The 25118-nt window shown below is 45.3% G+C and carries 18 protein-coding genes; 6 read left to right on the top strand and 12 right to left on the bottom strand.

The window, feature by feature from the left end:
* Positions 1 to 108 precede the first annotated feature (108 nt).
* On the bottom strand, positions 109 to 996 hold the full coding sequence (locus DVY93_RS00425) for a ribonuclease HII (protein WP_230708359.1): 888 nt from the start codon (positions 994 to 996) through the stop codon (positions 109 to 111).
* Between the two features lie 74 nt (positions 997 to 1070).
* Positions 1071 to 2378 (bottom strand): lipid-A-disaccharide synthase, encoded by a 1308-nt coding sequence (lpxB, locus tag DVY93_RS00430; protein ID WP_198333732.1) that lies wholly within the window; start codon positions 2376 to 2378, stop codon positions 1071 to 1073.
* A gap of 495 nt (positions 2379 to 2873) precedes the next feature.
* Between lpxB and DVY93_RS00435 the strand changes: the two genes are divergently transcribed.
* The gene (locus tag DVY93_RS00435; protein WP_193006943.1) at positions 2874 to 3956 is read left to right on the top strand and encodes a 3-deoxy-7-phosphoheptulonate synthase; all 1083 of its coding nucleotides are present in this window, start codon (positions 2874 to 2876) and stop codon (positions 3954 to 3956) included.
* Positions 3957 to 4063: 107 nt separating this feature from the next.
* On the opposite strand, the gene pepN is transcribed toward DVY93_RS00435, so the two are convergent.
* On the bottom strand, positions 4064 to 6664 hold the full coding sequence (gene pepN, locus DVY93_RS00440) for an aminopeptidase N (protein ID WP_230708655.1): 2601 nt from the start codon (positions 6662 to 6664) through the stop codon (positions 4064 to 4066).
* A gap of 419 nt (positions 6665 to 7083) precedes the next feature.
* Between pepN and DVY93_RS00445 the strand changes: the two genes are divergently transcribed.
* The 3 genes from DVY93_RS00445 to DVY93_RS00455 all read left to right on the top strand — a co-directional run bounded on the left by DVY93_RS00445 (position 7084) and on the right by DVY93_RS00455 (position 9322).
* Positions 7084 to 7719 (top strand): DUF6231 family protein, encoded by a 636-nt coding sequence (locus DVY93_RS00445; RefSeq protein WP_230708360.1) that lies wholly within the window; start codon positions 7084 to 7086, stop codon positions 7717 to 7719.
* Between the two features lie 165 nt (positions 7720 to 7884).
* The gene (pal, locus tag DVY93_RS00450) at positions 7885 to 8403 is read left to right on the top strand and encodes a peptidoglycan-associated lipoprotein Pal (RefSeq protein WP_193006946.1); all 519 of its coding nucleotides are present in this window, start codon (positions 7885 to 7887) and stop codon (positions 8401 to 8403) included.
* A gap of 124 nt (positions 8404 to 8527) precedes the next feature.
* Entirely contained in the window at positions 8528 to 9322 is a 795-nt protein-coding gene (locus tag DVY93_RS00455) for a 4'-phosphopantetheinyl transferase superfamily protein (protein ID WP_230708361.1), read from the top strand.
* A gap of 128 nt (positions 9323 to 9450) precedes the next feature.
* Here DVY93_RS00455 and DVY93_RS00460 read toward each other — a convergent pair whose 3' ends face one another.
* The gene (locus DVY93_RS00460; RefSeq protein ID WP_230708362.1) at positions 9451 to 10323 is read right to left on the bottom strand and encodes a hypothetical protein; all 873 of its coding nucleotides are present in this window, start codon (positions 10321 to 10323) and stop codon (positions 9451 to 9453) included.
* A gap of 591 nt (positions 10324 to 10914) precedes the next feature.
* Here DVY93_RS00460 and DVY93_RS00465 point away from each other — a divergent pair.
* Entirely contained in the window at positions 10915 to 11673 is a 759-nt protein-coding gene (locus DVY93_RS00465; RefSeq protein WP_193006949.1) for an IclR family transcriptional regulator, read from the top strand.
* Between the two features lie 143 nt (positions 11674 to 11816).
* Here DVY93_RS00465 and mmsB read toward each other — a convergent pair whose 3' ends face one another.
* The 8 genes from mmsB to DVY93_RS00505 form a co-directional block, all read right to left on the bottom strand.
* On the bottom strand, positions 11817 to 12752 hold the full coding sequence (mmsB, locus tag DVY93_RS00470) for a 3-hydroxyisobutyrate dehydrogenase (RefSeq protein ID WP_230708363.1): 936 nt from the start codon (positions 12750 to 12752) through the stop codon (positions 11817 to 11819).
* Between the two features lie 112 nt (positions 12753 to 12864).
* On the bottom strand, positions 12865 to 14118 hold the full coding sequence (locus DVY93_RS00475; protein WP_230708364.1) for an enoyl-CoA hydratase/isomerase family protein: 1254 nt from the start codon (positions 14116 to 14118) through the stop codon (positions 12865 to 12867).
* Between the two features lie 229 nt (positions 14119 to 14347).
* On the bottom strand, positions 14348 to 15130 hold the full coding sequence (locus tag DVY93_RS00480) for an enoyl-CoA hydratase (protein WP_230708365.1): 783 nt from the start codon (positions 15128 to 15130) through the stop codon (positions 14348 to 14350).
* A gap of 56 nt (positions 15131 to 15186) precedes the next feature.
* A complete protein-coding gene (locus DVY93_RS00485) occupies positions 15187 to 16347 on the bottom strand; it encodes an acyl-CoA dehydrogenase family protein (protein WP_198333741.1) in 1161 nt (386 codons plus the stop codon).
* A 152-nt stretch (positions 16348 to 16499) separates the two neighbouring features.
* Positions 16500 to 17984, bottom strand: a complete 1485-nt coding sequence (locus DVY93_RS00490; protein ID WP_193006954.1) for a CoA-acylating methylmalonate-semialdehyde dehydrogenase — start codon at positions 17982 to 17984, stop codon at positions 16500 to 16502.
* Between the two features lie 318 nt (positions 17985 to 18302).
* Positions 18303 to 20324: a propionate--CoA ligase gene (locus DVY93_RS00495; RefSeq protein ID WP_230708366.1), complete on the bottom strand. Its 2022-nt coding sequence runs from the start codon at positions 20322 to 20324 to the stop codon at positions 18303 to 18305.
* A gap of 223 nt (positions 20325 to 20547) precedes the next feature.
* Complete coding sequence (locus DVY93_RS00500; protein WP_230708367.1) at positions 20548 to 22218, bottom strand: fatty acid--CoA ligase; 1671 nt, start codon at positions 22216 to 22218, stop codon at positions 20548 to 20550.
* A gap of 253 nt (positions 22219 to 22471) precedes the next feature.
* Positions 22472 to 23650 (bottom strand): MFS transporter, encoded by a 1179-nt coding sequence (locus DVY93_RS00505; RefSeq protein WP_269062801.1) that lies wholly within the window; start codon positions 23648 to 23650, stop codon positions 22472 to 22474.
* Between the two features lie 652 nt (positions 23651 to 24302).
* Between DVY93_RS00505 and DVY93_RS00510 the strand changes: the two genes are divergently transcribed.
* Entirely contained in the window at positions 24303 to 25049 is a 747-nt protein-coding gene (locus DVY93_RS00510) for a hypothetical protein (RefSeq protein WP_230708368.1), read from the top strand.
* Positions 25050 to 25118: the final 69 nt, after the last annotated feature.

The following is a 25118-nucleotide window of genomic DNA, read 5'->3' on the forward strand; positions in this document are numbered from 1 at the left end:
TTATTAAAAATTCCGCGCTATTGATATATTGATAGCTGGCTGTATTTGCTTTAACAATTAAAGTAGCTACTTAGGCTATTGATAAAAGGGACTAATAGTCATTTGACGTTAGTTTTCAAGCGCCTTTCTTACGGGCTCAAAACTGCGTCTGTGCGCAGTTAGTACGCCATACGTCCCAATGGCTTCCATGTGTGCCCGTGTCGGATAACCTTTGTGTTTGGCAATGCCATATTCTGGGTGCTCGGCATCAAGGACATACATGGTTTTATCGCGACTTACTTTTGCCAAGATACTGGCAGCTGCAATACTGGTATGACGCGCGTCACCCTTCACCCAAGCTTGGCAATCAATAGCCGATTTTTTTATGCCTATTTCATCAAGCAGGGCATAATCTAAATCAGGGCAACGATTGCCGTCATACAGTACCTGAATTTGAGCATGGCGTTTCATTTGAGACGCTGTATGACTGGTTTCGATCCTATCCGTAATAAGATGCGTGACGATTTCCTCCAACAACCCTTCCGTACATAAACGCATGCCAAGCATCGTCGCTTGCAAGATATTGACCTGATCAATCACCGCAGCTGGTATCTCAGCGACGACACAGCCAATAGCGTGCTGCTGAACCAAGGGATAAAGAACATCACGCTTTTTTTCACTCAACTGCTTAGAGTCCGTCAGTATAGATAATGGCGTATTTTTGAGGGGCTGCCTCTCAATCAATCCTGACCACGCCGCAGGTAATATAGCAGCAGCCACATTGACACTACCTAATAGCGGTCCGCGCCCTGCTTCATCAACGCCAATCTGTAGCGGTGTTTGCTCCCCGCTCTCTGCTGCATTGACCAAATACTGAGCGCGCAGCTCAGAGATATTCAGTTGACCCGACAAGTCGATGGGCGCTGCCAGTTGGACATATTGGCCTTTGATGTCAACTTGCTCAATACTAACGGCGATTGGTGTCATACAATTTTCTATCAAGGGCGGATTACTCATAGCGTTGGGGTGTCTTTTTATTCATAGAACGGGTGTTTATTAGTAGAACGGAACAGATTATGCGCCATTGCACATTAGGCTTTATGACCACCTTGAATAAACCATTGCTCAATCACGCTATGAGCAGGGTCGTGGTTACTTTGCTGTTGTAATAGTTGCTTTGTGGCTACTAGGTCTTTTAATTGCTCAGCGTAGGCACGGGGCTGCATTAGGCGCATGACCGTACGGCAAATATTATCACCACTCGCCTGTTCTTGAATAAGTTCAGGAACGATCGCTGTGTCAGCTAAAATATTGGGCAATGCAACATAAGGCACTTTTACCAAGCGCTTCGCAATTTGATAGGTCATTTGGTTTAACTGATAAACCACCACCATCGGTCGCTCAAGTAACATCGCTTCTAACGTTGCCGTACCAGAGGCCAGCATAACAACATCAGAGGCCGCCATCGCCTGCTGACTAAAGGCTGGCTGACTATCATCATAGACCACAGCGATAGCGGCACGCAGCTGCTCTGAGCGCCGATCAATGACATCTTGGACGATATATTGATGGTTTTGATCGACGGTAGGAATGATAAAACACAGCTTTGGATCTAACAATATAAGCTTTTGGATACCATCCAGCATCAACGGCAAAATCGCTGTGATTTCGCCGCGCCGTGAGCCTGGCATCACACAAATCAGCTGGCTGACGTCATCAAACCGTTCAATAAAAAACTGCTGCAAGCCGTCATTGTGCCAGACCAGCTCGCTACGGCGCTGATTGATAGGCGTGTCTAACAAGGTTTGATCAATAGTACGAAGTAGCGGATGGCCGACACAGATCGCTGGATGGTTATGGCGCTCATAAACTGACAGCTCAAACGGGAACAAGCACAACACCAGATTGGTCGCCGCTTTAATATTATGAATACGTGACTCACGCCATGCCCAAATAGAGGGACTGACATACTGCACACAAAATATGCCTTGAGGCTTTAGCTTCTTAGACACTCGCAGATTAAAATCGGGCGCATCAATACCAATAAACCAATCAATATCAGCCGCATCAAACGCCGTTAATAGCTCACGGCGGGCTTTGAGTAAATCGGGCAGCTGCGCCATGACTTCCACCAAACCCATCACTGCCAGACGCGCTAACGGAAAAATACTTTGCAGTCCTTGCGCTTGCATCTTGGTGCCGCCCACACCCACCCAGACAATGTCATCACGTAGATTATTCATCTGCTGCATAAAGTCCGCGCCCAAACTGTCACCCGACACTTCACCAGCGACGATACCGATGACGAGCGGCGCATCTTTTGATTGGAGCAATTGAGGGTAAGTCGCTGTCTCGCCGGTTAAATCAGTATGTTCATCAAAGGTAGCAGAATCGGTCATGACAAGTTCTCAATATTCAAAATTACAATGGGTACAAAATTTATGTTACTTAGATTATAACGTTTATGTCGTCATCATACGTGACGATGGCAAAAATAGCTAAATCCACCTATAGATTTTTTAACCATTGACCTATGTAAGGTGGCTGATAGGTCATCGTATAGTCAGTTCAGAATAAAAGTGGTACATCCGTGAATGGTATTCTACTAGTATAAATCTTCCTCGCTAGCGGTTCGCAAGCATGACAGATGCTTCTAAAATCCTTACCAGCAGAATGGTTACCTTTTTAAAGTGAATCCACTACCGTCAGCAAAATTTTCAGCCTAAAAACCGCAATCAGGCCGTTACGTTTATGCGTTAACGCTCTTAATTATAACTAAGTTTTGGTTTCGATATTCCAGTTAGCAGTCAATTAACTGCGCGACTGCCCTTGTCAACCAACACTTTTGTCCGCATAATGAATATTCCTATAAATCAGCTAGATGATATATAACCATGACAACATCAGTTACCCATAATGCAGATATTGACGACGTGAATATTGAAAAGTTCATTCCTTTGATCACTCCCGCTGAGCTAAAAACCGAGCTGCCTTTATCAGAAAAAGCGTATAACACGGTTCTAAAAGGTCGCAACACGATTCAGGACATCTTGGATGGTAAAGATAAGCGACTGTTTGTAGTCATTGGCCCTTGTTCTATTCATGATATCAAAGCCGCCCACGAATATGCCGATCGTTTGGCCGTGTTAGCCAAAGAAATCGAAGACAGTGTCTTTGTCGTGATGCGCGTTTATTTTGAAAAGCCCCGTACGACTGTTGGCTGGAAGGGTATGATTAATGACCCTGATATGAATGACAGCTTCGATATCGAAAAAGGTCTGCGTACTGCTCGTAAGTTGTTGCTGGATTTAAATGAAAAAGGCTTGCCTTGTGCCACCGAAGCCTTAGACCCTAATACCCCGCAATACATGCAAGATTTGATTAGCTGGTCAGCGATTGGCGCCCGTACCACTGAGAGCCAAACGCATCGTGAAATGAGTTCGGGCTTATCGTGCCCAGTTGGCTTTAAAAATGGTACCGATGGCGGTATGACAGTGGCCGTCAATGCCATGCAAGCAGTCAAAGAAGGCCATAGTTTCCTAGGTCTGTCAGCAGATGGCAAGGTCTCTATCATCAAATCTAAAGGCAACCCTTACGCTCACGTGGTGCTACGCGGCGGCAACGGCAAACCTAACTATGATGAAACAGCCGTTGCACAAGCTGAAAACGAGCTAGCAAAAGGCAAAACCAATAGCAAAATCATGATTGACTCGAGCCATGCCAACTCAGGTAAAGATCCTTATCTGCAACCTATGGTCATCAATAATGTCGCAGAACAAATCCAAAACGGTAATAAATCCATTATCGGCATGATGATTGAAAGTCATCTAAAAGGTGGCAATCAAAAGCTAACGGCTGATTTAAGCCAGCTTGAGTATGGTAAATCCATCACCGATGGTTGCTTAGATTGGGACAGTACCGTCACGGCGCTACACAAACTACGTGATATGGTCAAAGACGTATTGCCAAATCGTTAAGCTAGATTGGCTACAAGTCAGCGCCATCAGATACTCCATAAAAAGCCCGTCCGACCGAGTGTCGGACGGGCTTTTTTGAGCCTACTGATCAGTAAGTCTTCTAGGCATTAACCATTTTCCGCCTTTAGTACACTATCCAAACTTTCAAGTACGTGTTTAGAGGCAGCGTGCTTCTGCAAATCTACGAGCTTATCATGCGCCATTTGACGACGTGGCTCAGCCAATGTGTTCCATCGTGCCAGCACTTGTAATAAGCGTGAGGCCAAGACAGGATTGGCATCGTCCAGCTTTTTAATCACGCTGGTATAAATGTCCAGACCTTCTTGTGTCCATAGTACCGTAGGCTGTGAACTAAAGGCGCTAATGACTGAACGCACGCGATTGGGTGTGTTCCAATCAAAGTCTTCATGCTCAAGCAATGCTTGGATAACCTCGGTACTCACATTATCAGCAGACGCTTGCACGCTAAACCATAAGTCAATGACCAAGTCATTCGCTTGAAAGCGTGTATAAAAGTCCGTCAGATACTCACTAGCATTTGCCACTTGGTGATTGACCATGGCTTTCAATGCGCCAAAGCGTTCGGTCATACAGCTGGCATTGTCATACTGCTGCTGAGCCCACTCTACTGCGCCCTTGACGTTAGCCGTCAGGGCCATGTCCAATACGACGTTGCGTAGGGCACGTGTGCCGCGAGCGTCAGCGCTATCGTCATAAGATTGCATTGGCAATTGTTTATAAAGCGCTGCCCACTGATCTTGTAGCGCCTCTGCCACTTGTTGATACAAGCCTTCACGCTGCGCTTTAATCAACTCTGGATCATAGTCTTTATGAATGGCAGACGCCAGCTCCTGTGCTGATGGAATATCAAGCAAGCGCGCAGCCAACATCGCATCATCAGCTGCTAATACGGGTAATGTTTGCGCCAACGCTTGCAAATATATATCAGGGCTGCTCTTTGTACCTTGACCTTGCAACAAAATACGATTAACGAGCATTTGGGTGACTTGCCAGCGGTTAAAACCATTGGTCTCATGTTTCAGCAAAAATGCCAAATCTTCGTCCTGATAATCATAATTCAGTTGCACAGGTGCGCTAAAGTCACGCAGCAATGACACCACAGGGTCGCTAGCTACCCCTTCAAAAACAAAGGTTTGCGTGGCTTCATCTAGCAGCAGCATACGTTCAGCCACAATGTCACCAGAGTCCTTGTCAAACAGCGCCGTCGCTACAGGAATTGGCAAGGGTTTTGGTGCCTCAAAACCGCTCACGTGACGTGTTTGCTGACTCAACGTAATGGTTAACGTTTGCGCCGCATCATCATAATCTTGGTGACCTGAGACGACTGGTGTGCCTGGTTGGCGATACCAATCGATGAACTCCTCTATTTTATCATCAGTAATACTGAGCGCCGATAAAAAGTCCTCAACGGTCACGGCTTGCCCATCATAACGGCGGAAGTACTCGTCTGTTCCCTTGCGGAAATCGACTGGCCCCAAGGTATTGGCAATCATGCGTACGATTTCAGCGCCCTTCTCATAAACCGTCGTCGTATAAAAATTATTGATCTCAACGAAACTCTCAGGACGCACAGGATGCGCAAGTGGCCCTGCATCCTCAGAAAACTGATGGGCACGCAAGGTGGCAACATCATCGATCCGCTGTACGGCACTCGACTGCTGATCCGCTGAAAACGACTGATCGCGATAAACCGTAAACCCTTCTTTTAAACATAGCTGGAACCAATCCCGACAAGTGATGCGGTTACCCGTCCAGTTGTGAAAGTACTCATGAGCGATAATGGCTTTGACGCTAAAACTACGCGCATCGGTCGTCGTCTCTGGACTCGACAATACGCAAGCGGTATTAAAAATATTAAGCCCCTTGTTCTCCATCGCGCCCATATTAAATTGGCTGACCGCGACGATCATATAGCGATCTAAATCATAGGCTCGGCCATAATTAACCTCATCCCATTCCATGGCGTCTTTTAAGGCTTGCATACCGACATCACATTTATCAATATCGGCAGATTTTGCATACAGCTCAAGCGCAACCTCTCGACCTTCGCTGGTGGTATAAACGTCTGTCAACACATCTAAATCAGCGACCACACAGGCAAACAGATAGCTCGGCTTGTTAGTTGGATCATGCCAAATCGCATAATGACGGCTTGGCTCGTCCGCCACTTCACCGGCTTCGACTAAGTTACCATTGGCCAATAGCGTCGGATAGCGCTTATCCGCCTCAAGACGCGTGGTAAATATGGCCAGCACATCAGGGCGGTCTGGATAAAAAGTAATCTTCCGAAAACCTTCTGGCTCACACTGGGTGACAAACATCGTATCATCACCACTACCCGCCATATAAAAACCTTCAAGTGCGGTGTTGGTTTGCGGGCAGATACGTACTTGAATCTCTAACGTCACTTGGTCAGGTGCGTTAACTATCGTGAGCTTACCCGCTTCTTGCTGATAGTCTCCAATAGCCAGTTGGTCGCCATTCATACTAATGGCCAGCAGCTCTAAATCTTCGCCAAATAACACGAGATCTCCTGCTGTTTGGCGTACCATTTGTAGCGTACTGTCTACCTGCGCATACGCTTCAAACAGCTTAATGTCTAAATCAACGGTTACCACATCAAAACTTGGCTTTTGATAATCTTTTAAGTTAATTTTATGCGGGGCATGCGGCGGTACATCGGGCATTTCAGGATTAATAATTTGAGCATCGGTTTCAGCAGTAGACATATAAATTCCTATTATTATTTATGACATAAATAGTTGGGTAGTATGGTGAGCGCCATTAGCGCTAACGGCAATGAACAAAACCTTAAGCAAATTTTTAAGACGATGGATTATCAATAAATCTATAGCCCATAAACTTATAGTTACATTGACCTAAACTGCCAATTTTCAAGTACAGACCTTAAAATTATTACATTGATAAGCCAGTATGGATATCAGAACAGTGATTAAGGTAGAGATAGGGTTGTTACGGCCACAGTCATAGAAAATTGACAAAAGGTATCAACCAAAAAATTGGCGTAAATCATCCATTGGATAATGATCACGAAAATGATTTAATAGGTTTACCGATGACCACCACTCGATAAACGGCCTATTATATGACAAAGCACACCGCCAGTCGCTCAGACATTACGCTCCCCCTACTTATAGATTACGTAGGTGCTCTGCTACCATCGCTAGTCACACAGGTAACAGCGCCAACTACCACCGAACACACGGATGAAAGCACTGAGTTACTTTGGGCGGTGCAAGACAATAATGCCCGCTTAGCCCTAAAATCACAACTCAAAGACCATGTCATGAGTAAAGATGATGATAAGGTAGCAGACGCTGGGACATTGCAGCCATTAACTTTATCAGAGCTGATACAGCAACCAACACCAGAGCGTTATGAGCTTGCTTGCTTTTGGCTACCCACGTTATCAGCAGAGATGCTACAGCAATACATTCCCCTATTCATGCGCTATCGCGATCTTTATTCCGCCCATCTGCTAATCGCACTTGATAGCACCATAGACTTAAAGGCTTATGGATTTACTCCATTTGATATCTTAAGCGAGCAGTCTTTCGACGTTGATCGTGTGAACCAAAAACAATCACCTTCATCAGACACGCCGTCCCTAGTGTCCGCCACACTTTGGCAATTTAACCTATATGATTATAAACAATTACCCAATTGGCTCAATGCGGATTATTGGGCCAATCCTGAAAATTGGGGCAAACACCGTTGGTAGTGGACAGCGATCAAAGCTTTGTATATCTGTTTGTAAATTCTAGAATTATTTACAGTAATACTACTTACATAAAGTAACACTTAGTATATGATAGTTAGTAATTGTCTAAGTTTTATCGCAAGCAGTTAAAAAAAACAAATTTAATTAAAATTTTAGGAGCTCATCATGTCAACCAGTTTTTCTAAGATCGCGGTACTTGCTGTATTATCAAGCGCAGTTGCCCTAACCACAGGCTGTGCTACCAAACGTTCTACTTCTGAAGTAGTTGTGGCCCCGCTCGGTATTCCAAGTGGCCAAGCTGACTACACTGGCGCTGTCATCGTAGATAACCCAAATGCTGTTATCACTACCGCTGAGAACTTGCAAGCGGTTGTCTATTTTGCTTTCGATAGTAGTGAGATTACGGCACAAGCAGCCAATGTCTTGGATCAACACGCAGCGCTGTTAAGCTCAAATCCAGCAGCTGGCGTTGTTATCGCAGGTCACACTGATGAGCGCGGTAGCCGTGAATATAACATGGCATTAGGTGAGCGCCGTGCCCAAGCCGCCCGTGACTATCTTGCTGCTCAAGGTGTGCCCGTAAACAATATCCGTGTCATCAGCTATGGTGAAGAACGCCCTGCAGTTACTGGTAACACTGAAGAAGCTTATGCACAAAACCGCCGTGCTGAGTTGTCTTACTAAGACTGACGCAACCAACCATAATTAATAAAGCGTCGTTTAATTGATAAAGCCCAGTAATATTGATTGCTGGGCTTTTTACGGTTTATTAAACTAAGACAACTCACCCTACTCGACACGATCAATGATGCCAACGGTAAAATTAACCCATCTTCAATACACTCAGCTCAACCCGACGACGTGGTGCGCCACTGCGCAAGTAAGTGAACCCCTGTGTCTAAGTTTTGATACCTTTCGGGAAAAATCGTCATGGTTATTGGTTTTTAATACGTCGACTATACATTTTAATAAAATGGATGGTCTTAACTGGCAATACTATAGTCCACGCGTCATTTTATCGGCTCGTGAGATGGCCCATCAACAACGCCAACTACAGCGTAAGGGGGTGCGATTATTGCTACAGCAGCTCTTAAATTATCTAGAGCTTCGCGATACACTGGATGAATCAGACTTCCCCTATCAGCTTATCGACAGTAAACACTATGTGTGCTTTAGCCACACAGGTGCTACCCAAAAAAAAGCGGTACACCAAAACCTGAATCAGTCGTTGAATACGCGTTCAAATAGTAAAGTCGCTGTCACTATTAGCCGTCATCGTCCTATAGGCATTGATATAGAGACTAACGACGTTGCATGGCATGTGGCGCAGCGTTTTTACTCAGACAATGAGCTTAGGGTCATACAGTCACTGCCAACCAGCCAACATGACATTATCACTAAACTACTCTGGCAAATAAAAGAAAGCTTTATAAAAATTCATCAATACAAACTGGCACAAGGTTTAGGAGTAGATTATTCATACCTCATTGCTGATTTACTGAACGCTATTAGAGACCCGTTATCTTTGTGGGTCACGGCTGACTCTCGCTCGCAATACCATGTTGCTATCCTACCCATTCAGCAAACTGTGGTTATTTTTTAGAGAAGTAATCATGTACGACTTTTAAATCATTGCTTTTTCTTTACTTTAAACAAAAAAAACGATCCTAAAAAGGATCGTTTTTTTGTTCTTACTTTTCTTCTAACGACAGTATTTAAACTGTGCTTGGCTTAGAAGCGGTAAGTAGCACCAAGTTTAACAATTGGCATCCACTCTAACCAGTCTTTGTCTTCTAGTTCTTGCTCAGCAGCTTGAGCAACATCATCACCTGTCACAACAGTAGTACCATTCACAGTCGTAGCCGTAACAGGACCATTTGGATTGCTTGAGCGAACAGTGGCATCGGTTTGACCCATATAAGCTGCACCAATTTCCCCAAACAAGCCGAAATTGTTAGTGATGTTAGGACGGAAACCAATAGTAGCATAAGGCGCTAACTTATTACGATGCTCCATAGTACCTGACAAAGTACCAGTTTCGGCAGCATTATAATCAACATTGTCAATTCTAAAATTTGGACCTTCAGCATTAGCACGTACATCAAAATCGTTATCAGGAACGATGATACCAGCGCCCATTGTGAACCAGTTACCAGCAGGACGTAACTGCACGCCTAGGTATGGGTTACTAAAGTCAGAATCAACGTCATAGTTGACGTCATCTACATCAAAATCACCGCCGAAAAGATCAGCGACATCGCCACCTGCCCAACCAGCTTGTAGTTCAGTTTTCTCGTTTAGTGACCAACCGATGTTAGCACCATAACCCAGTGTACCAACTTCAGCACTAACTGAGGCTGGGTTCACTACTTTGCTAAAGAAACCTTTAGTACCACCAACGATAGCGCCAGTTGTATTGCTTACCACACCAGCGTCCGCATCGTATGCATAAGAAGCAGGCTCTGCTTCATATGCAACCGCTACCGGCTCAGCTTCATAAACAACGGCATCATTGTCATCAACAACGATCACTGGCTCAGCAGCTAGTGCAGCACTTGATGCTAAAACGGCAGCAGAAATTGCTGTTAATTTAATAAGTTTCATAAATACTCTCCTAAAGTGTGGAATAAGTCGCCCATAAAAAAATGATTATCTCGCTTTTGTGAATCAATCATTTTGTTGAGCAGATTAAAACAATTTTGCCTCAAAAAGTCACCCCTGAAGGCGCGCTTTTTATTTGCTATTATGTAAAGATTGCATAGGTATTGTAATAATTACCCTACCAACCTGCAAAACTTCGCCTTTTAGTTACACAATGCTCCTAAAGTAACCAAACAGCCTCGACATGAATATTAAGTGGCTTAATGTTCATGTAAAGGTATTACAAAATATGTCATTATAATGACTTACCTGCTTATTCAACTCAAGGGTAGTTATATAGCTTATTACTACAGTTTGTTGTGTTTTGTGAGCTAACGTAGCTATTCTTACTTTAAAGCTAAATTTCAGACATATAAGCAGTCATGTAAATATTGCTATATAGTGTGACTAACGCTTGTCTGCGCTTGATATTATGCTAAATTAGAGTGAGTGATGAGTGTGGCGTAAGCCTTTGAATTGTCCCGTTTGTCCTATTTATAAATATCTTGCAATGTTTGCCGCTGTATTCTTTATTATTACTATTGAGCCATTTATATGCCTAAAGTATCGTCGATCACCCGTGTGCTAGAAATCATAGAGGCGGTATCTTATGCGTCTCTGCCTCTGTCGCCCCTTGAGCTGTCACAAGAGCTAGATATACCTAAGCCGACCATTCACAGATTGATTCAAAATTTGGTCGATGAAGGGTTTTTGACCGTCGATATAGGTGGCGGTATTATTCCTGGTAAGCGAGTACGTAACCTCAGTGTCGAGCTTTGGCAGCAGCGGCTGTTTTTTAATGAGCGGCAAATGATCTTGCAAAAGCTGGTTGACGAAATTAAAGAAACCTGCGGTATTGGTGTGCCCTATCATATGGATATGATCTATACCAATCGAGCACAAACGACCTTACCGCTACAGATTTATCTACCCGTGGGCGCAAAATCTCCCATGTGGTGCACCGCCACGGGCAAGCTATACCTAAGCCAGTTATCTGCTACCAGTCGCCACAAAATACTACAAGGTTTACCACTAGATAAATTTACTAAAAACACCATTACCGATATTGACGCCTTAAATGACGAGCTTGACCGTATTGCTGAAACGGGCATCGGTATAGACAATGAAGAGTTTATCTCTGAAATGGTGGCAGTGGCAGTACCTATATTGGATAAGAAGTCACGCTATCTAGCCTCACTATACATGCATGCACCAACCATACGAGTATCTTTGGACGAGCTATTGACGCATGTACCACGTCTACAAAAAGCAGCACAGGATGTTCAGGCTCTTGTGTACGATCTACAAAGCTAAAAGTACCTAACAGTAAAAATAAAAAAGTCTGCCCTATTCAATAGGGCAGACTTTTTTATTTTACTTCTACGCATATATCTCAGCTACAACTTACATCACCAAATCAAATTAAGAATGTGTCACTGAGAGATACAGTGGCAATACTAGGACAGCACTGAGCTATCGTGACGCCCCATAATACTTGAGAAGTCCTTATCACCATTCTCTACAGTATGAGCCTCATAAAGCTCTGTCGCCTTGGCCCCCATTGGCGTTTCGACATTGGTATCCTGAGCCGTTTGCATGGCCAGATTGAGGTCTTTTTGCATCAGCTTACTCGTAAATCCACCTTGATAACCATTACTAGAAGGCACATTTTCCATGACTTGGGGATAAGGATTATAGACTTCTAATGTCCAGTTGCGACCTGAGCTTTGTAGCATAATGTCTGATAATACTTTGGGGTCTAAGCCATTTTTAACGCCTAAGTTAATGGCTTCTGCCGTTCCTGCCATGAGAATACCCAGTAGCATGTTATTACAGATTTTTGCTACTTGTCCTGCCCCATGGTCGCCGGCATGAAAAATATTTTTTCCCATCACGGCTAGTATTGGTTCAGCTTTGGCAAAGGCATGAGCGCTACCACCCACAATGAAGGTTAAGCTACCAGCGACTGCACCGCCTGTACCGCCAGAGACTGGTGCATCCAAGAAATCTATACCAAGGTTACTTGCTGCCTCCGCTACTACTGTCGCGTCAGCCGCTGCTATCGTACTGCTGTCAATGACCAGTGTGCCTTTGGGCAACTCTGCAAGTAAGCCATTTTCACCTAAATAAACAGAATGGACATGCATGCCTGCTGGCAACATACTGATAATAACTTGAGCGTTACTTGCTGCGTCTTTAGGGCTATCAGCAACGCTTGCTCCTGCTTGCTGTAGACGCTGAGTCGCTGATTCAGACAAATCATATACAGATAGCGAATACCCTGCTTTTAACAGGTTCTCCGCCATCGGGGCTCCCATATTACCAAGCCCGATAAAGGCTATGTTTGGCTTAGCACCATTTTTATCAGTCGTACTTATATTTTGTGTACCCATCTCATCACTCCTTGATGATTGCTTATGTAGGACATTACTACATATAGTCTGTCATTATTTTTTTGAGGCTAATTTATATCTCATACTTACGCTGCTTTGGTAAGCCAACTCTTTAGCGCACAAGCTCATTGCCTAACGCGTTATCACTCAACCAGTCGCCCAAAGGATGCTCGCCTTTGTGATAAGGGTTTACAAAATGCTGTTGAATGTATGCGTGCCCTTCTGCACTCAGACAATCGGCCAACGAGCGTGACCACTGCGGATTGCGATCTTTGTCAATTAGTAACGCCCGCACCCCTTCTTTGAAGTCCGGATTGGCGGCACAATGTACGGCTACATTGGTCTCTAAATACAAAACTTGCTCTATCGATAAATCAGTGACTTTATGATAAAGCGCATAGGTCAAAGCCGCAGTCGTGGGGCAACCGTGACGATAGGTTGCGACAGCTCGCTGTGTCCAGCTATCCTCAGCAAAGGCTGCATCTAGCTGTGCCAGCGCTTCATCACTTTGGAGTACAGCATCAATATCCCCTAAGCCGCCGCTATTCATCAATTGCTGTATAGGACGCCAATAGGTAGCCAACTTGCTAGGGGGTAAATCAGCCACTGGTTGCGCGGCAAGTGCACGGCTAACGATGCGATGAGCGCTATGATCATGACTGTTATCTGTCTTACTAGAATCCATTGCCGCTTGCCAATTACTCTGTCTTAAGCGTTGAATAACAGCATCATAGTCACTACTGGCGACGGCATACTCTGCCAGATTGGCTAATAGAGCATCGTTACCATTACACATCGCGCCCGTTAGCCCTAAAAACAAACCGGTTTTGGCTGGCATGCGCTGTAAAAACCAACTGCCCGAGGCATCAGGAAACAGGCCAATAGTCACCTCAGGCATGGCAAAACGCGTGCGCTCAGTGACCAGACGGTGACTACACGCTGCCATCAGCCCCATCCCGCCCCCCATGATGATGCCATCACCCCAAAGTATTAATGGTTTGGCATAAAAATGCATCTGCCGGTAGAGACGATATTCATGACTAAAAAATTCTGTCGCATACGGGTTTGGCAGTGGGGCACTGGTAGACATACTGTCATACAGTTTACGGATATCACCGCCAGCACAAAACGCTTTATCGCCTGCCCCTTTTAGTACTAAGGCAACTATTTGATCATCACTCTGCCACTGCTCTAACTGTGCGGATAGTAACTGGCACATATCAACGCTTAAGGCATTTAAAGACTTAGGCGTGTTCAACGTCATGACACCGATCAGATGGCCACAATTTGTCGGCTCAGTATCAAATAACACCGATGCTTCCTGCTCTACAATTTTTTGATTACTACTATCATCCGTTGCTGTCATCAAGCTCACCTACAAAAATTGAAAGTAAAGTTACCATTAAGGCTAGGGCGTGTCCTCGATTCAATCGATAGTCATCTAAATGGACTAAAAATGGCTAAATCTTGCCAAACAGCGGCAAATAGTTGGTTAATATCTCGATATTATCTGCACTATTTTTCTTGTTTGACTGCAATTTATCTCATTTTTATCACCATTTTTAAAATGAGGACACGCCCTAAATTTATGCCGTTTATTTATTTTGCCAGTTGGGTTTACGCTTCTCTAAAAATGCTTGAACGCCTTCGCGCTGATCTTTTGTATCGAACAACTTAACAAAGGCCTCACGCTCATGGATAAGGTTTTGCGCAGGTGGCGTGTCTCTTGCCGCTTGAATGAGTTTCTTGGAATAGCTGACGGCCACAGGTGACTGCTTAGCGACGTTTTGGGCTAATGTTTGTGCTGCTGCAAGACCCTCACCTTTAGCAGTAACTTCTTCAACCAGTCCAATACGCAATGCGGTATCGGCATCAACGCGCTCACCGCATAAGATCATGCGCTTTGCCCAGCCTTCGCCAACGAGCCAAGGTAGATTTTGCGTACCGCCCGCACATGGCAATAAACCCACTCCTGTCTCTGGTAGTGCCATCTGTGCATGCGCCTCGGCGATACGAATGTCACAGGCGAGCGCACATTCAAGTCCGCCACCCATCGCATAGCCATTGATAACCGCGATACTGACACCGCGGTAAGCAGACAATGCTTCAAACGCTTCGCCAAAAGCAATGGCCATGCTGATTGCATGACCTTTATCCCCGTCTGAAAAGTTATTAAGATCCGCACCTGCTGAAAAAAACTTCTCGCCATCACCGTAAACGATTAAGGCATAGATATCGTCCTTGACATTTAGATCAGTGATTAACTGTTTAAACGCTTGCAGACTGTCCATTGTCCACGTATGGGCAGGCGGGTTGTTCAGTGTGACGGTAGCGGTATGACCGCTGATCGATAGTTTAAGATTGGTATAGTCTGTCATAAAACATCCTTGTTTTAGCATGGCTTTATTGGCAAATAACTGAATATATAGCTGTACTAGCGCAATTGACCCAACGCATCGTCTTGTAACAGTTGCCGTGAGACAATCACTCGCATAATTTCATTCGTGCCTTCTAAAATCTGATGGACACGCAGATCTCGTACGTGGCGCTCAAGTGGATACTCGTTTAGATAACCATAGCCGCCATGCAACTGTAAGGCTTCATTTGCAACCTCAAAACAAAGGTCGGTTGATAAGCGTTTTGCCATCGCGCAGTAGGCCGTGGCTTGCGCGTCATTAGTATCGACTTTATTAGCGGCAAGATAGAGCATTTGCCGCGCCGCAATCGTTTGAGTGAGCATATCTGCAAGCTTAAACTGTACTGATTGTAAGCTTGCAATCGGGCTGCCAAACTGGCTGCGCTCTTGGACATAATTGGTCGCCGTCTCTAGCGCTGACTGGGCCGTACCAATCGCACAAATCCCAATATTAATCCGCCCACCGTCCAAGCCCTTCATCGCAATACGAAAGCCCTGACCCTCTTCGCCGATTAAGTTTTCTGCAGGGACTTTTACGTCCTTAAAGCTAATCGTCCGCGTTGGCTGTGCTTTCCAGCCCATCTTATGCTCATTTTTACCGTACTCTATCCCAGCACTATCAGCGTCAACGACGAATGCTGACACCCCTTTTGGTCCTGCACCGCCCGTACGTGCCATAACCACTAGCACATCGGTCGAGCCTGCGCCTGATATAAAGGCTTTTTCTCCATTGAGCACATAGTCATCGCCTTGCTTCACTGCTTTGGTACGAAGAGAAGCGGCATCAGAACCCGCATTTGGTTCCGTTAAACAGTAGCTACCCAGCCATTTACCGCTGACCATATTTGGCAGATACTTTTTGCATAAGGCATCACTACCGAACTCACCGATCATCCAGCCGGCCATATTATGAATGCTCATGTAAGCGGCAACGGCCGTATCGCCCCATGCCAACTCTTCAAAAACCATGGCAGAGTCCAAACGTGGTAGCCCTAAGCCATCGTACTCTGGGTTGGTATAAAGCCCTAAAAAGCCAAGCTCACCAGTTTTTTTGATCACATCAACTGGGAAGTGCGAGGTACGATCCCATTCCGCCGCATTTGGCTTAAGCTCTTTTTGGGCAAACTGTCTGGCCGTTTGGCGAAAAGCAATCTGATCTTCGGTTAATGAAAAATCCATAGGGTCATCCTTGTGCGTGCGTAACAAATGTGGTGAATTAGAGTTGACGAACTATTATGTCAATATAAGTGCGGTTTGACGATAACAGCATCAAACTGCAAAGTTACCGTCAAAAAACTTCTCGCTGTACCGCAAATATAGTAGATCAACGACTAAATTGAAATAGTGGTATTGACGCCGCGGCTCGCCTCATCATCAAACCAGCGCGCAGTAACTGTCTTTGTTTGGGTATAAAACTGCACGGCTTGCTTGCCATAAGGGCCGAGATCACCAAGTTTACTGGCACGTGAGCCTGAGAACGAGAACATCGGTAATGGCACAGGAATTGGTAAGTTGATACCGATTTGACCGACCTGAACGTCTTGTTGGAATTTGTGCGCGGCCGCCCCCGACTGCGTAAAAATCGCCGTACCATTGCCATGTGGGTTAGCATTAAGCAGCTCAATCGCTTCATCAAGGTCGGCTGCACGCATGATACACAATACTGGCCCAAAGATTTCTTCTTTATAAATTTGCATGTCGCTTGTGACATTATCAAAAATAGTAGGTCCAACAAAGTTGCCTTTTTCAAACCCTTCGACCGTGATACCGCGACCATCCAGTAGCAGGCTCGCCCCTTCTTCTACCCCCGTACCAATCAGGTGCTCAACGCGAGCTTTGGCTGCAGGAGAAATTAGTGGACCTAAATCTTTATCGTTCTTACCCGCTGATACCACCAAGCCTTCTGCTTTGGCCTTAATATCATCGATCCAGTCACCAGCTGCCCCTACTAGCACCACAACGGACAGTGCCATGCAGCGTTGACCGGCAGCACCAAATGCGGCACCGGCTAGTTGGTTGAGCGTCTGCTCTTTGTTGGCATCTGGCAAGATAACGCCATGGTTTTTGGCACCCATCATACACTGAGCCCGTTTGCCTGATTGACTAGCGCGCTCATAAACATGCTTACCCACGGCAGTAGAGCCGACAAATGATACCGCTTTAATATCAGGATGATCACAGATAGCATCGACGGTTGCTTTGCCACCATGCACCACGTTTAACACCCCTTCAGGTACGCCAGCTTCAATTGCTAATTCAACCAAACGCATGGTAACCATCGGGTCTTGCTCAGAAGGCTTAAGGATAAAGGTGTTACCGGTGGCGATCGCCATGGGGAACATCCATAGTGGAATCATCGCTGGGAAATTAAAGGGTGTGATGCCAGCACAAACGCCTAGGGGCTGCCAGATACTATAAGTATCTACACCAGATGCGACGTTTTCTACAAAATCACCAATCTGCAAATTGGCGATGCCTGCTGCATGTTCGACGACTTCCAAACCACGAAACACATCACCGCGAGCATCAGCGATGGTTTTACCTTGCTCTGCGGTCAAGATTTCTGCCAACTCATCCATGTGCTCACGAATGAGTGTCTGATACTTTAAAAAAATACGAGCACGCGTGGTAATAGGGGTCTTGCGCCATGTCTGAAAGGCTGTTTGGGCGGCAGCAACCGCTTGGTTAATTTCATCGTCCGTCGTTTGTGGGACTTTAGCGATGACTTCTTGAGTAGCGGGATCGGTGATGTCAATCCATTCATCGGTATTCGATTGAGTAAATTGGCCGTTAATAAGCTGCTGGACGTGATGCATAAGATATCCTTATCTTGTTTGCGAGACTACCGTTTAACGGTGTCTTTATATTCATAAAGGGGACGAATAACTATAAATTTTTCTCGATAAAACTTAATTTTAAAATGATTTAATTTGTATCGTTATTGACTATAACAATAAATCATTTTTAGGGTCAAGCGCTTTATCGAACTTTTATTTAAGTTGCGATCAATGTGGTGATCAATCAAACAAATTTTCTCTAAGACGTTAACAAATAAAAAAGCCCATGAGTCTTCATGAGCTTTCGTTTCGCATGGGCGTTGCACCATCAAAATTCGTTCTAAAAGAGACGTAAAATTAGTAGTCTTTCATAGACTGCTTGATGGCATCAATCGCTGCTGGATTATCAAGCGTAGACATATCGCCAGTGTCTTTATCTTCTGCCAAAGCACGAATAGCTCGGCGTAGAATTTTACCAGAGCGGGTCTTTGGCAGCGCTTGCGGGAAGTAAATGGCCGCGGGCCGAGCAATACCACCCAGAGATTTAACCACCGCACCAACCACTTGTTGCTCAATGCGGAAGCGATTTTCGGTTGTCGCTACTTGTTCATGATCTTTTAACACACAAAAAGCGATGGGCAACTCACCTTTTAGCTCATCTTGAATGCCCACAACGGCGCATTCTGCCATCTCGGGATGACTGCTGATGGCCTCTTCAATCTCTTGTGTGCCGATTCGATGACCAGCGACGTTAATCACGTCATCGGTACGTCCCAAAATATAAAAGTAGCCATCTTCATCAGTCACCGCATAATCTGAAGTAGAATACTGCTGACCATCAAACAGGCCAAAATAACTACTGATAAAACGCTCATCGTTACGCCACACTGTCGTGAGGCAACCGGGTGGTAGTGGGGCTTTAATCGCTAGTAGGCCTTTTTCACCAGCCGCGCAAACCTTGCCCGTTTCTTCATTTATCACCTGTGCATCATAACCATACATCGGATAACCTGGCGATCCTTGTTTGTGCGGTTTGTGGTCAAATTTTGGTGTATTACTTAAGATTGGCCAACCGGACTCTGTTTGCCAATAATGATCTAAAATAGGCACGCCTAAATGCTGGGTGAGCCAATTGGCCGTTGACTCATCAAGCGGTTCACCTGCCAAAAAGAATGACTTGACGCTTGATACGTCATAGCGGGTCATCCACGTCTCATCTTGTTTTTTGAGCATACGCACGCCCGTGGGGGCGGTGAACAAAATGTTAACTTTATTGGCCTCGACAATCCGCCACCAAATACCCGGGTTTGGACGATGCGGCAAGCCTTCATACATGACACTGGTCATGCCCGCAAGCAATGGGGCATAGATCGTATAAGAATGCCCGACCGCCCAGCCGATATCTGATATCGCCCAAAAAGTCTCGCCCGCTTTACCATCATAGATGTAGTCCATTGAGGTGGTGAGTGCGACAGCGTGCCCGCCCGTATCACGCTGTACCCCTTTTGGCGTACCCGTCGTACCAGAGGTGTAGAGCAAGTAAGATGGGGTATTGGACTCTAACCATACCGGCTCAACAATGGCATTGGCCTCACAACTACGGCGGCGTTCGGTGGCATAGTCCACATCAATATCTTGCGGTTTAAATGGGAGTACGCCGCGATTCACAACGAGGACATGCTCAGGTTTTACGTTTGCCTGCGCAACCCCTTGATTAACCAAGTTTTTATAGTTGATGACTTTACCACCGCGCAGACCTGCATCCACTGTGATGACCATTTTTGCTTCGGCGTCATCCATGCGAATCGCCAAATTGTGTGCCGCAAAGCCCCCAAACACTACCGAATGCACCGCACCAATACGAGCACAAGCTAGCATGGCGTAAGCCGCTTCTAGAATCATCGGCATGTAGATAACGACGCGATCACCTTTCTCAATGCCATGACGCTGTAGTACATCGGCAAAATAATTCACTTCTTTATACAAATCATTATAGGTCAGACGACGCTTGGCATAGTCCGTATAAAACTCCACGCTATTGCCCAAATCTTTAAACGCATCAACAACGCCTGGGAAGGTTTCTGTTAACTCTTGATTGATCTCTGAGGATAGCCAGATAAAGGCGTCTTGCTCTGCGCGCTCTTCTAGATGCCGATCCACACAGTTATAGCAAAGGTTGGTCTCGCCACCGACAAACCACTGCGCGAAAGGTAAATTGCTATCATCAAGGATCTGCTCAGGCTCTTTGTGCCAATAGATGCGCTTGGCTTGCTCGGCCCAAAACTGCTCTCGATCCGTAATTGAGTTATGATAAATATCAGCGAATTTAGGCGTGTCTGTTGTTTGAGAAGAGACTGGATTTTTGGTTGGGTCACTCATAATAGCTGTCCTTAGCGTAAACGAGGTGTGAGGCAATGTTATTGAAGCAGTGTTATTTTAGTAGAGAATGTTTAATGAGTTACTGGTCATCCTTGCCAGAATTAAAAAACCGATACATAGTGTATCGGTTTAAAATGTAGCAGAGCCAATCATAAAGGTCAACTATTAAGCGTTCATCCACCCAATCTTTTGACTGATGCACGCATTTTATCAGCTACTACCATTACACTTCGGTCTGATTGGCATACATCTCACGCATGACCTTTTTGTCATGCTTGCCTACCGAGGTTTTTGGCAGATCATCGACAAACTTAAACTGACTCGGCACGCCATATTTAGGAATCATACCACGCTCTACTGCCTTTTCAGCAATGGCTTTAATATCATCAACACTGGTGTCTGGGCAAGCAGGCTTGAGGACAATGAGTGCTAGTGGACGCTCGCCCCACTGCTTATCGCGAACGCCAATCACTGACACATCTGCCACTGCTGGATGCAGTGATAAAATCGTTTCAATCTCTAATGAGGAAATCCACTCACCGCCGGATTTAATCACGTCTTTTAAACGATCCGTAATTCTAATATACCCATCAGGACGTATATAGGCGATATCTTGGGTGTGCATGTAACCGTTTTCCCATAGCTCCTTACCTGCATCGTCATTTTTCAAATAGCTTTGGGTCAGCCAAGGGGCACGCAATACCAGCTCACCCGTATTGTCTTCTCCTGTGCCCACTGGTTGGTTGCCCTCACCCCATACCTGAGCGTCAACCATTAGCACAGGCTTACCGGTCATACAGCGGCGAGCAATGTCTTCATCCTCTGTCATCTCAGGCTCATTTAGGCTAAATTCTGTCAAGCTGATCAGGGGCGCTGTCTCTGACATACCGTAGCCGGTATAAACCTCGATACCTTGAGCCATTGCCGTTTTTGCCAAGCCTTCAGTCAATCTTGAACCACCAATGATCATTTTGAGACCATTAAAACTGGCATCACGATCTTGCGCTTCTTTGAGTACCATTTGCAAAATCGTAGGTACACAATGAGTAATACTCACCTTTTCATTGATAATCAAATCCATCAAAGCGTCGGGCGCATAACGGCCGGGATAGACTTGTTTCAGACCAACCATCGTGGCGGTAAATGGAAAGCCCCATGCATGGACATGAAACATCGGGGTCATTGGCATATAGACATCACCATAACTAACCCCTTGTTTATTCGGTAACATACCAAGGGTAGCCGCTTCTGTTAGGCTGTGTAATACCAATTGGCGGTGACTAAAGAACACCCCTTTGGGATCGCCGGTCGTGCCTGAGGTATAAAAGGTGGTTGCAATGGTGTTTTCATCAAACTCTGGAAAGTCAAACTCACTTTCAGCCGCTTCTAGTAACGCTTCATACTCACCCGTTACGCGGTTTTGGTTACCGCCGAAGACACCTTCGAACGTCACCCCATTGTCATCTAGCCAAATGATATGCTCAATGCTAGAGTTTTCAAACTGATAATCTTTGACCAAAGGCGCAAACTCAGAGTTGAGCAACAACACTTTAGGCTTCGCATGATTGATGGTATAAAGGATCTTTTCTGGTGACAGACGAATGTTAACCGTCTGCAAGATGTACTCTGACATTGGTACGGCAAAATAAGACTCAAGATAACGATGGCTATCCCAGTCCATCACGGCCACCACATCACCAGCGTCAAGCTTCAAATCTGCTAAGACATTGGCTAAGCGATTAATACGATTAAACAGATCCTTATAAGTAAAACGCTTTTTGTCAGCGTAAACAATTTCTTGCTCTTGCGATACCGTCTTGGCTCGGTTTAATAACTGCTTGACCAATAATGGATAATCATAGGCAGACGGGGCACTTTGGTAAGTATTTGACATAGGTTTGACTTCCTTGTGGGTCATATAGATGCGTTCTTTGTAGTTGTACTTAACGATAACTGGTTGTTATAAGACAGTAGCCACATACTGCTGAGCCAGTGTTGTTACGAACCTCTACCTATTCTGCAAGCAGAGGGCTGCTGGTGCTAACAATAAAATCAATCGCCTTTTCATTGATAGTAAAAAAAAAGTGCTTATATGTAAAGCGGCAAGTGAGTACTACCAAACCTATCGCTTGCTTTTTAAAAGCAGATTAAGCAGTGCGTGATTTGGTCTTCACCATGCCAAAGCTGGCAATCAACAACGCCAAGACCTGTACGAATAGTAGCAACCATACCGTAAGCGACCACTGTCCCCGTGCATATACTATGCCGCACAGCCACGCCCCTAACGTACCTCCCGCGTAATAACCCATATAATATAATCCAGACGCCAGTGAGCGCCCTTTCTTAACATTCACCGCGATATAGCTGATGGTTGCCGATTGCGTAATAAACACCCCTGTAGACATGATAGCCAGCCCTATCACCACACCCCATAATGGCATAACCAAGGTCAACAGCACCCCAGTGATAGAAATAAGGACAGCGGCTCGAACTGTACGCGCCGACCCAAATCGACGTAGCAGTGTGGTGGATAATGGCGTAATAATAACCCCTATCAAGTACACCGCAAAAATATTGGCAAGCGCGCCCGTACTCAAATTATATGGCGACTTAGCCAGATGCAAATTGATAAAAGTAAAACAGCCGACTAATGAAAACAATACACAGGCACCAAGCAGACAGGCAGTCACCACATAGCGATTGGTCAGATGCTCACCTAGGGTCTGTATCGCTGAGCGAAAGTTTGGATTGGCCACAAAGTGACGCGATGAGGGGAGCATCTTAAAGACCCAGAGTGCGCCTATGAGCGTCATAGCCGCCATCACATAATAACCAGAGCGCCAGCCGATCAGCTCATGCAAATGCCCAAGCAAAAATCGTCCCATAAAGCCACCAAGCACCGACCCTGACACATAAAACGACATCAGCTCTGTCACCGCTCGTCCCTCAAACTCCTCACCGATGTAAGCAATTGTCACTACGGTAATACCCGGTACCGATAGTCCTTGCATAAAGCGCCACATCCCCATCCATCCGATACTTGGGCTTTGCGCAATCAAGGCAGTAGGTATGGCCAAAAACAATAAAGCACCGACGATAAACGATTTGCGTCCGACCGCATCGGACAACATACCCAAAAACGGTGACATAATAGCAATCGCCAGCACGGTTGCACCCACCACCATGCCTGCTTGTACCTCGCTTGCTGACAAATCCAACATCAATACGGGCAAAATTGCCTGAATAGAATACACCTGCAAAAAAGCAAACATTCCAATCAAGCCAATCGTCAACTTCAGCACCCACGAAGGTGAGTAAAACGGCAGCTGATCCGCGGCACTGGCGGGCGTCTTTGTGCTGGGATCTTGATTATTGGGGTTTGTTTGTTTGTGATCTTTGCTTTTATTTATATGATTCAAAATAGTGCTGACTGTGTTAGGAGCTTTTTTAGCGAAGGCTAGGTAGGCTAGGTGATAGAAATGGAACAATGGTAACTGGGCTGAGCGTCAAAATAGAGCCAAAACTCGCGATAGAACGCTGAGTACTTTATATTATCACATCACATAGTAAACACAGGTTTCCGTGTGTTGCTTTTCTTTCGCCCTCACTGTACCCGTATGGCTGTTATGAATAACCTCCCCTCACCCTCTTGCATAGAGATTAGTGACATTTCCCTAACAACTCTTTTGTATTTTTACACATCTACATTGCTTCTCTCTTTTTTATTACAGACTTTTCCGCCTCAAAAAACCATACTCATTAAGTGCCACACATTAATAGGCCATACTAATAGAGTCGACTCATTTACAAAGGGGTATAAAGCGACTGGAATAACTTTTTCGCAGCCTCTGTGTTAGCAGCAAGCAAGGAAAAATTATTCCAGTCGCCTGTAGCTATTGAGGTATCGATTTTATTTTGAACTGCCTATAACTAAATAATCCAAGAATACAAAAATTATAAATATTAAGGAAGAAATCTATGGATGATGAGATTCATGATTTAGGCAAAGGGTTTTGGAGTATACGGGGCTCGTTTATCAAAAATGGCGTGCTTGATATAGGTGTACAATCGGCTTTGATAAAACTGGCCTCAGGACGATTTATTTTCTTAGACAGCTATACACTGACAGGGGATGTGCGTGAACAAGTAATGGGTTTGACCAACGATGGTAAAGATGTCGAAGCCGTGTTAAACGTCCATCCTTTTCACACCGTTCACTGTGCGCAAATGGCAAAAGATTTCCCGCAAGCGCTTTTTTATGGTAGTCGTCGCCATCATCAGCAAGTGCCAGAAGTACATTGGGCAAAGGACGTCGTCGAAAGCGCCACTGTCGCGGCGCGCTATACTGAACTTAAATTTTCTCTGCCTAAGGGCATTTACTACATCTCGCCCGATGAAAATATCCACGCAGGCTCTTTACTGGTCTATCACCCTGCCAGCCAAAGTATCTACGTCGATGACACGTTTGAGATACCGCCTTCTAAGCTATTTAATGCCCTCCAACCTACTTTAGGCCTGCACCCAACGACCAAACAAGCCTTTAAAGATGTGAAAAATGCAGGTGAGCAGTATTGCGCTTGGGCCACCGCACTGGCTCACCAATGGCGTGACACGCACTATTTTTGCGGTGCCCACTCCGGTTTGGTTGAGTTCGGCAAAGGGGAATTTGAAGCAGCGCTGTTGTCTGCCGTTGCAACCGCTCAATCTGAACTGCAATCGTTATAAGCTATAAAGGCAATAATTTAAGTAAAACCAGACGCTAATGAAACCATTAAATTTCAAAAACACTCATAC

The sequence above is a fragment of the Psychrobacter sp. CCUG 69069 genome, from assembly GCF_021023115.1.
Taxonomy (GTDB): Bacteria; Pseudomonadota; Gammaproteobacteria; order Pseudomonadales; family Moraxellaceae; genus Psychrobacter; species Psychrobacter namhaensis.

What these genes read in the sequence shown, in the direction of transcription:
- DVY93_RS00435 (WP_193006943.1), top strand. Translation starts at nt 2,874, where the DNA reads ATGACAACATCAGTTACCCATAATGCAGATATTGACGACGTGAATATT.
- pepN (WP_230708655.1), bottom strand. Translation starts at nt 6,664, where the DNA reads ATGCCCGATGTACCGCCGCATGCCCCGCATAAAATTAACTTAAAAGAT.
- DVY93_RS00455 (WP_230708361.1), top strand. Translation starts at nt 8,528, where the DNA reads ATGCCAACGGTAAAATTAACCCATCTTCAATACACTCAGCTCAACCCG.
- DVY93_RS00485 (WP_198333741.1), bottom strand. Translation starts at nt 16,347, where the DNA reads ATGGATTTTTCATTAACCGAAGATCAGATTGCTTTTCGCCAAACGGCC.
- DVY93_RS00425 (WP_230708359.1), bottom strand. Translation starts at nt 996, where the DNA reads ATGAGTAATCCGCCCTTGATAGAAAATTGTATGACACCAATCGCCGTT.
- pal (WP_193006946.1), top strand. Translation starts at nt 7,885, where the DNA reads ATGTCAACCAGTTTTTCTAAGATCGCGGTACTTGCTGTATTATCAAGC.
- DVY93_RS00475 (WP_230708364.1), bottom strand. Translation starts at nt 14,118, where the DNA reads ATGACAGCAACGGATGATAGTAGTAATCAAAAAATTGTAGAGCAGGAA.
- DVY93_RS00495 (WP_230708366.1), bottom strand. Translation starts at nt 20,324, where the DNA reads ATGAGTGACCCAACCAAAAATCCAGTCTCTTCTCAAACAACAGACACG.
- DVY93_RS00480 (WP_230708365.1), bottom strand. Translation starts at nt 15,130, where the DNA reads ATGACAGACTATACCAATCTTAAACTATCGATCAGCGGTCATACCGCT.
- DVY93_RS00465 (WP_193006949.1), top strand. Translation starts at nt 10,915, where the DNA reads ATGCCTAAAGTATCGTCGATCACCCGTGTGCTAGAAATCATAGAGGCG.
- lpxB (WP_198333732.1), bottom strand. Translation starts at nt 2,378, where the DNA reads ATGACCGATTCTGCTACCTTTGATGAACATACTGATTTAACCGGCGAG.
- DVY93_RS00500 (WP_230708367.1), bottom strand. Translation starts at nt 22,218, where the DNA reads ATGTCAAATACTTACCAAAGTGCCCCGTCTGCCTATGATTATCCATTA.
- DVY93_RS00460 (WP_230708362.1), bottom strand. Translation starts at nt 10,323, where the DNA reads ATGAAACTTATTAAATTAACAGCAATTTCTGCTGCCGTTTTAGCATCA.
- DVY93_RS00510 (WP_230708368.1), top strand. Translation starts at nt 24,303, where the DNA reads ATGGATGATGAGATTCATGATTTAGGCAAAGGGTTTTGGAGTATACGG.
- DVY93_RS00490 (WP_193006954.1), bottom strand. Translation starts at nt 17,984, where the DNA reads ATGCATCACGTCCAGCAGCTTATTAACGGCCAATTTACTCAATCGAAT.
- DVY93_RS00445 (WP_230708360.1), top strand. Translation starts at nt 7,084, where the DNA reads ATGACAAAGCACACCGCCAGTCGCTCAGACATTACGCTCCCCCTACTT.
- mmsB (WP_230708363.1), bottom strand. Translation starts at nt 12,752, where the DNA reads ATGGGTACACAAAATATAAGTACGACTGATAAAAATGGTGCTAAGCCA.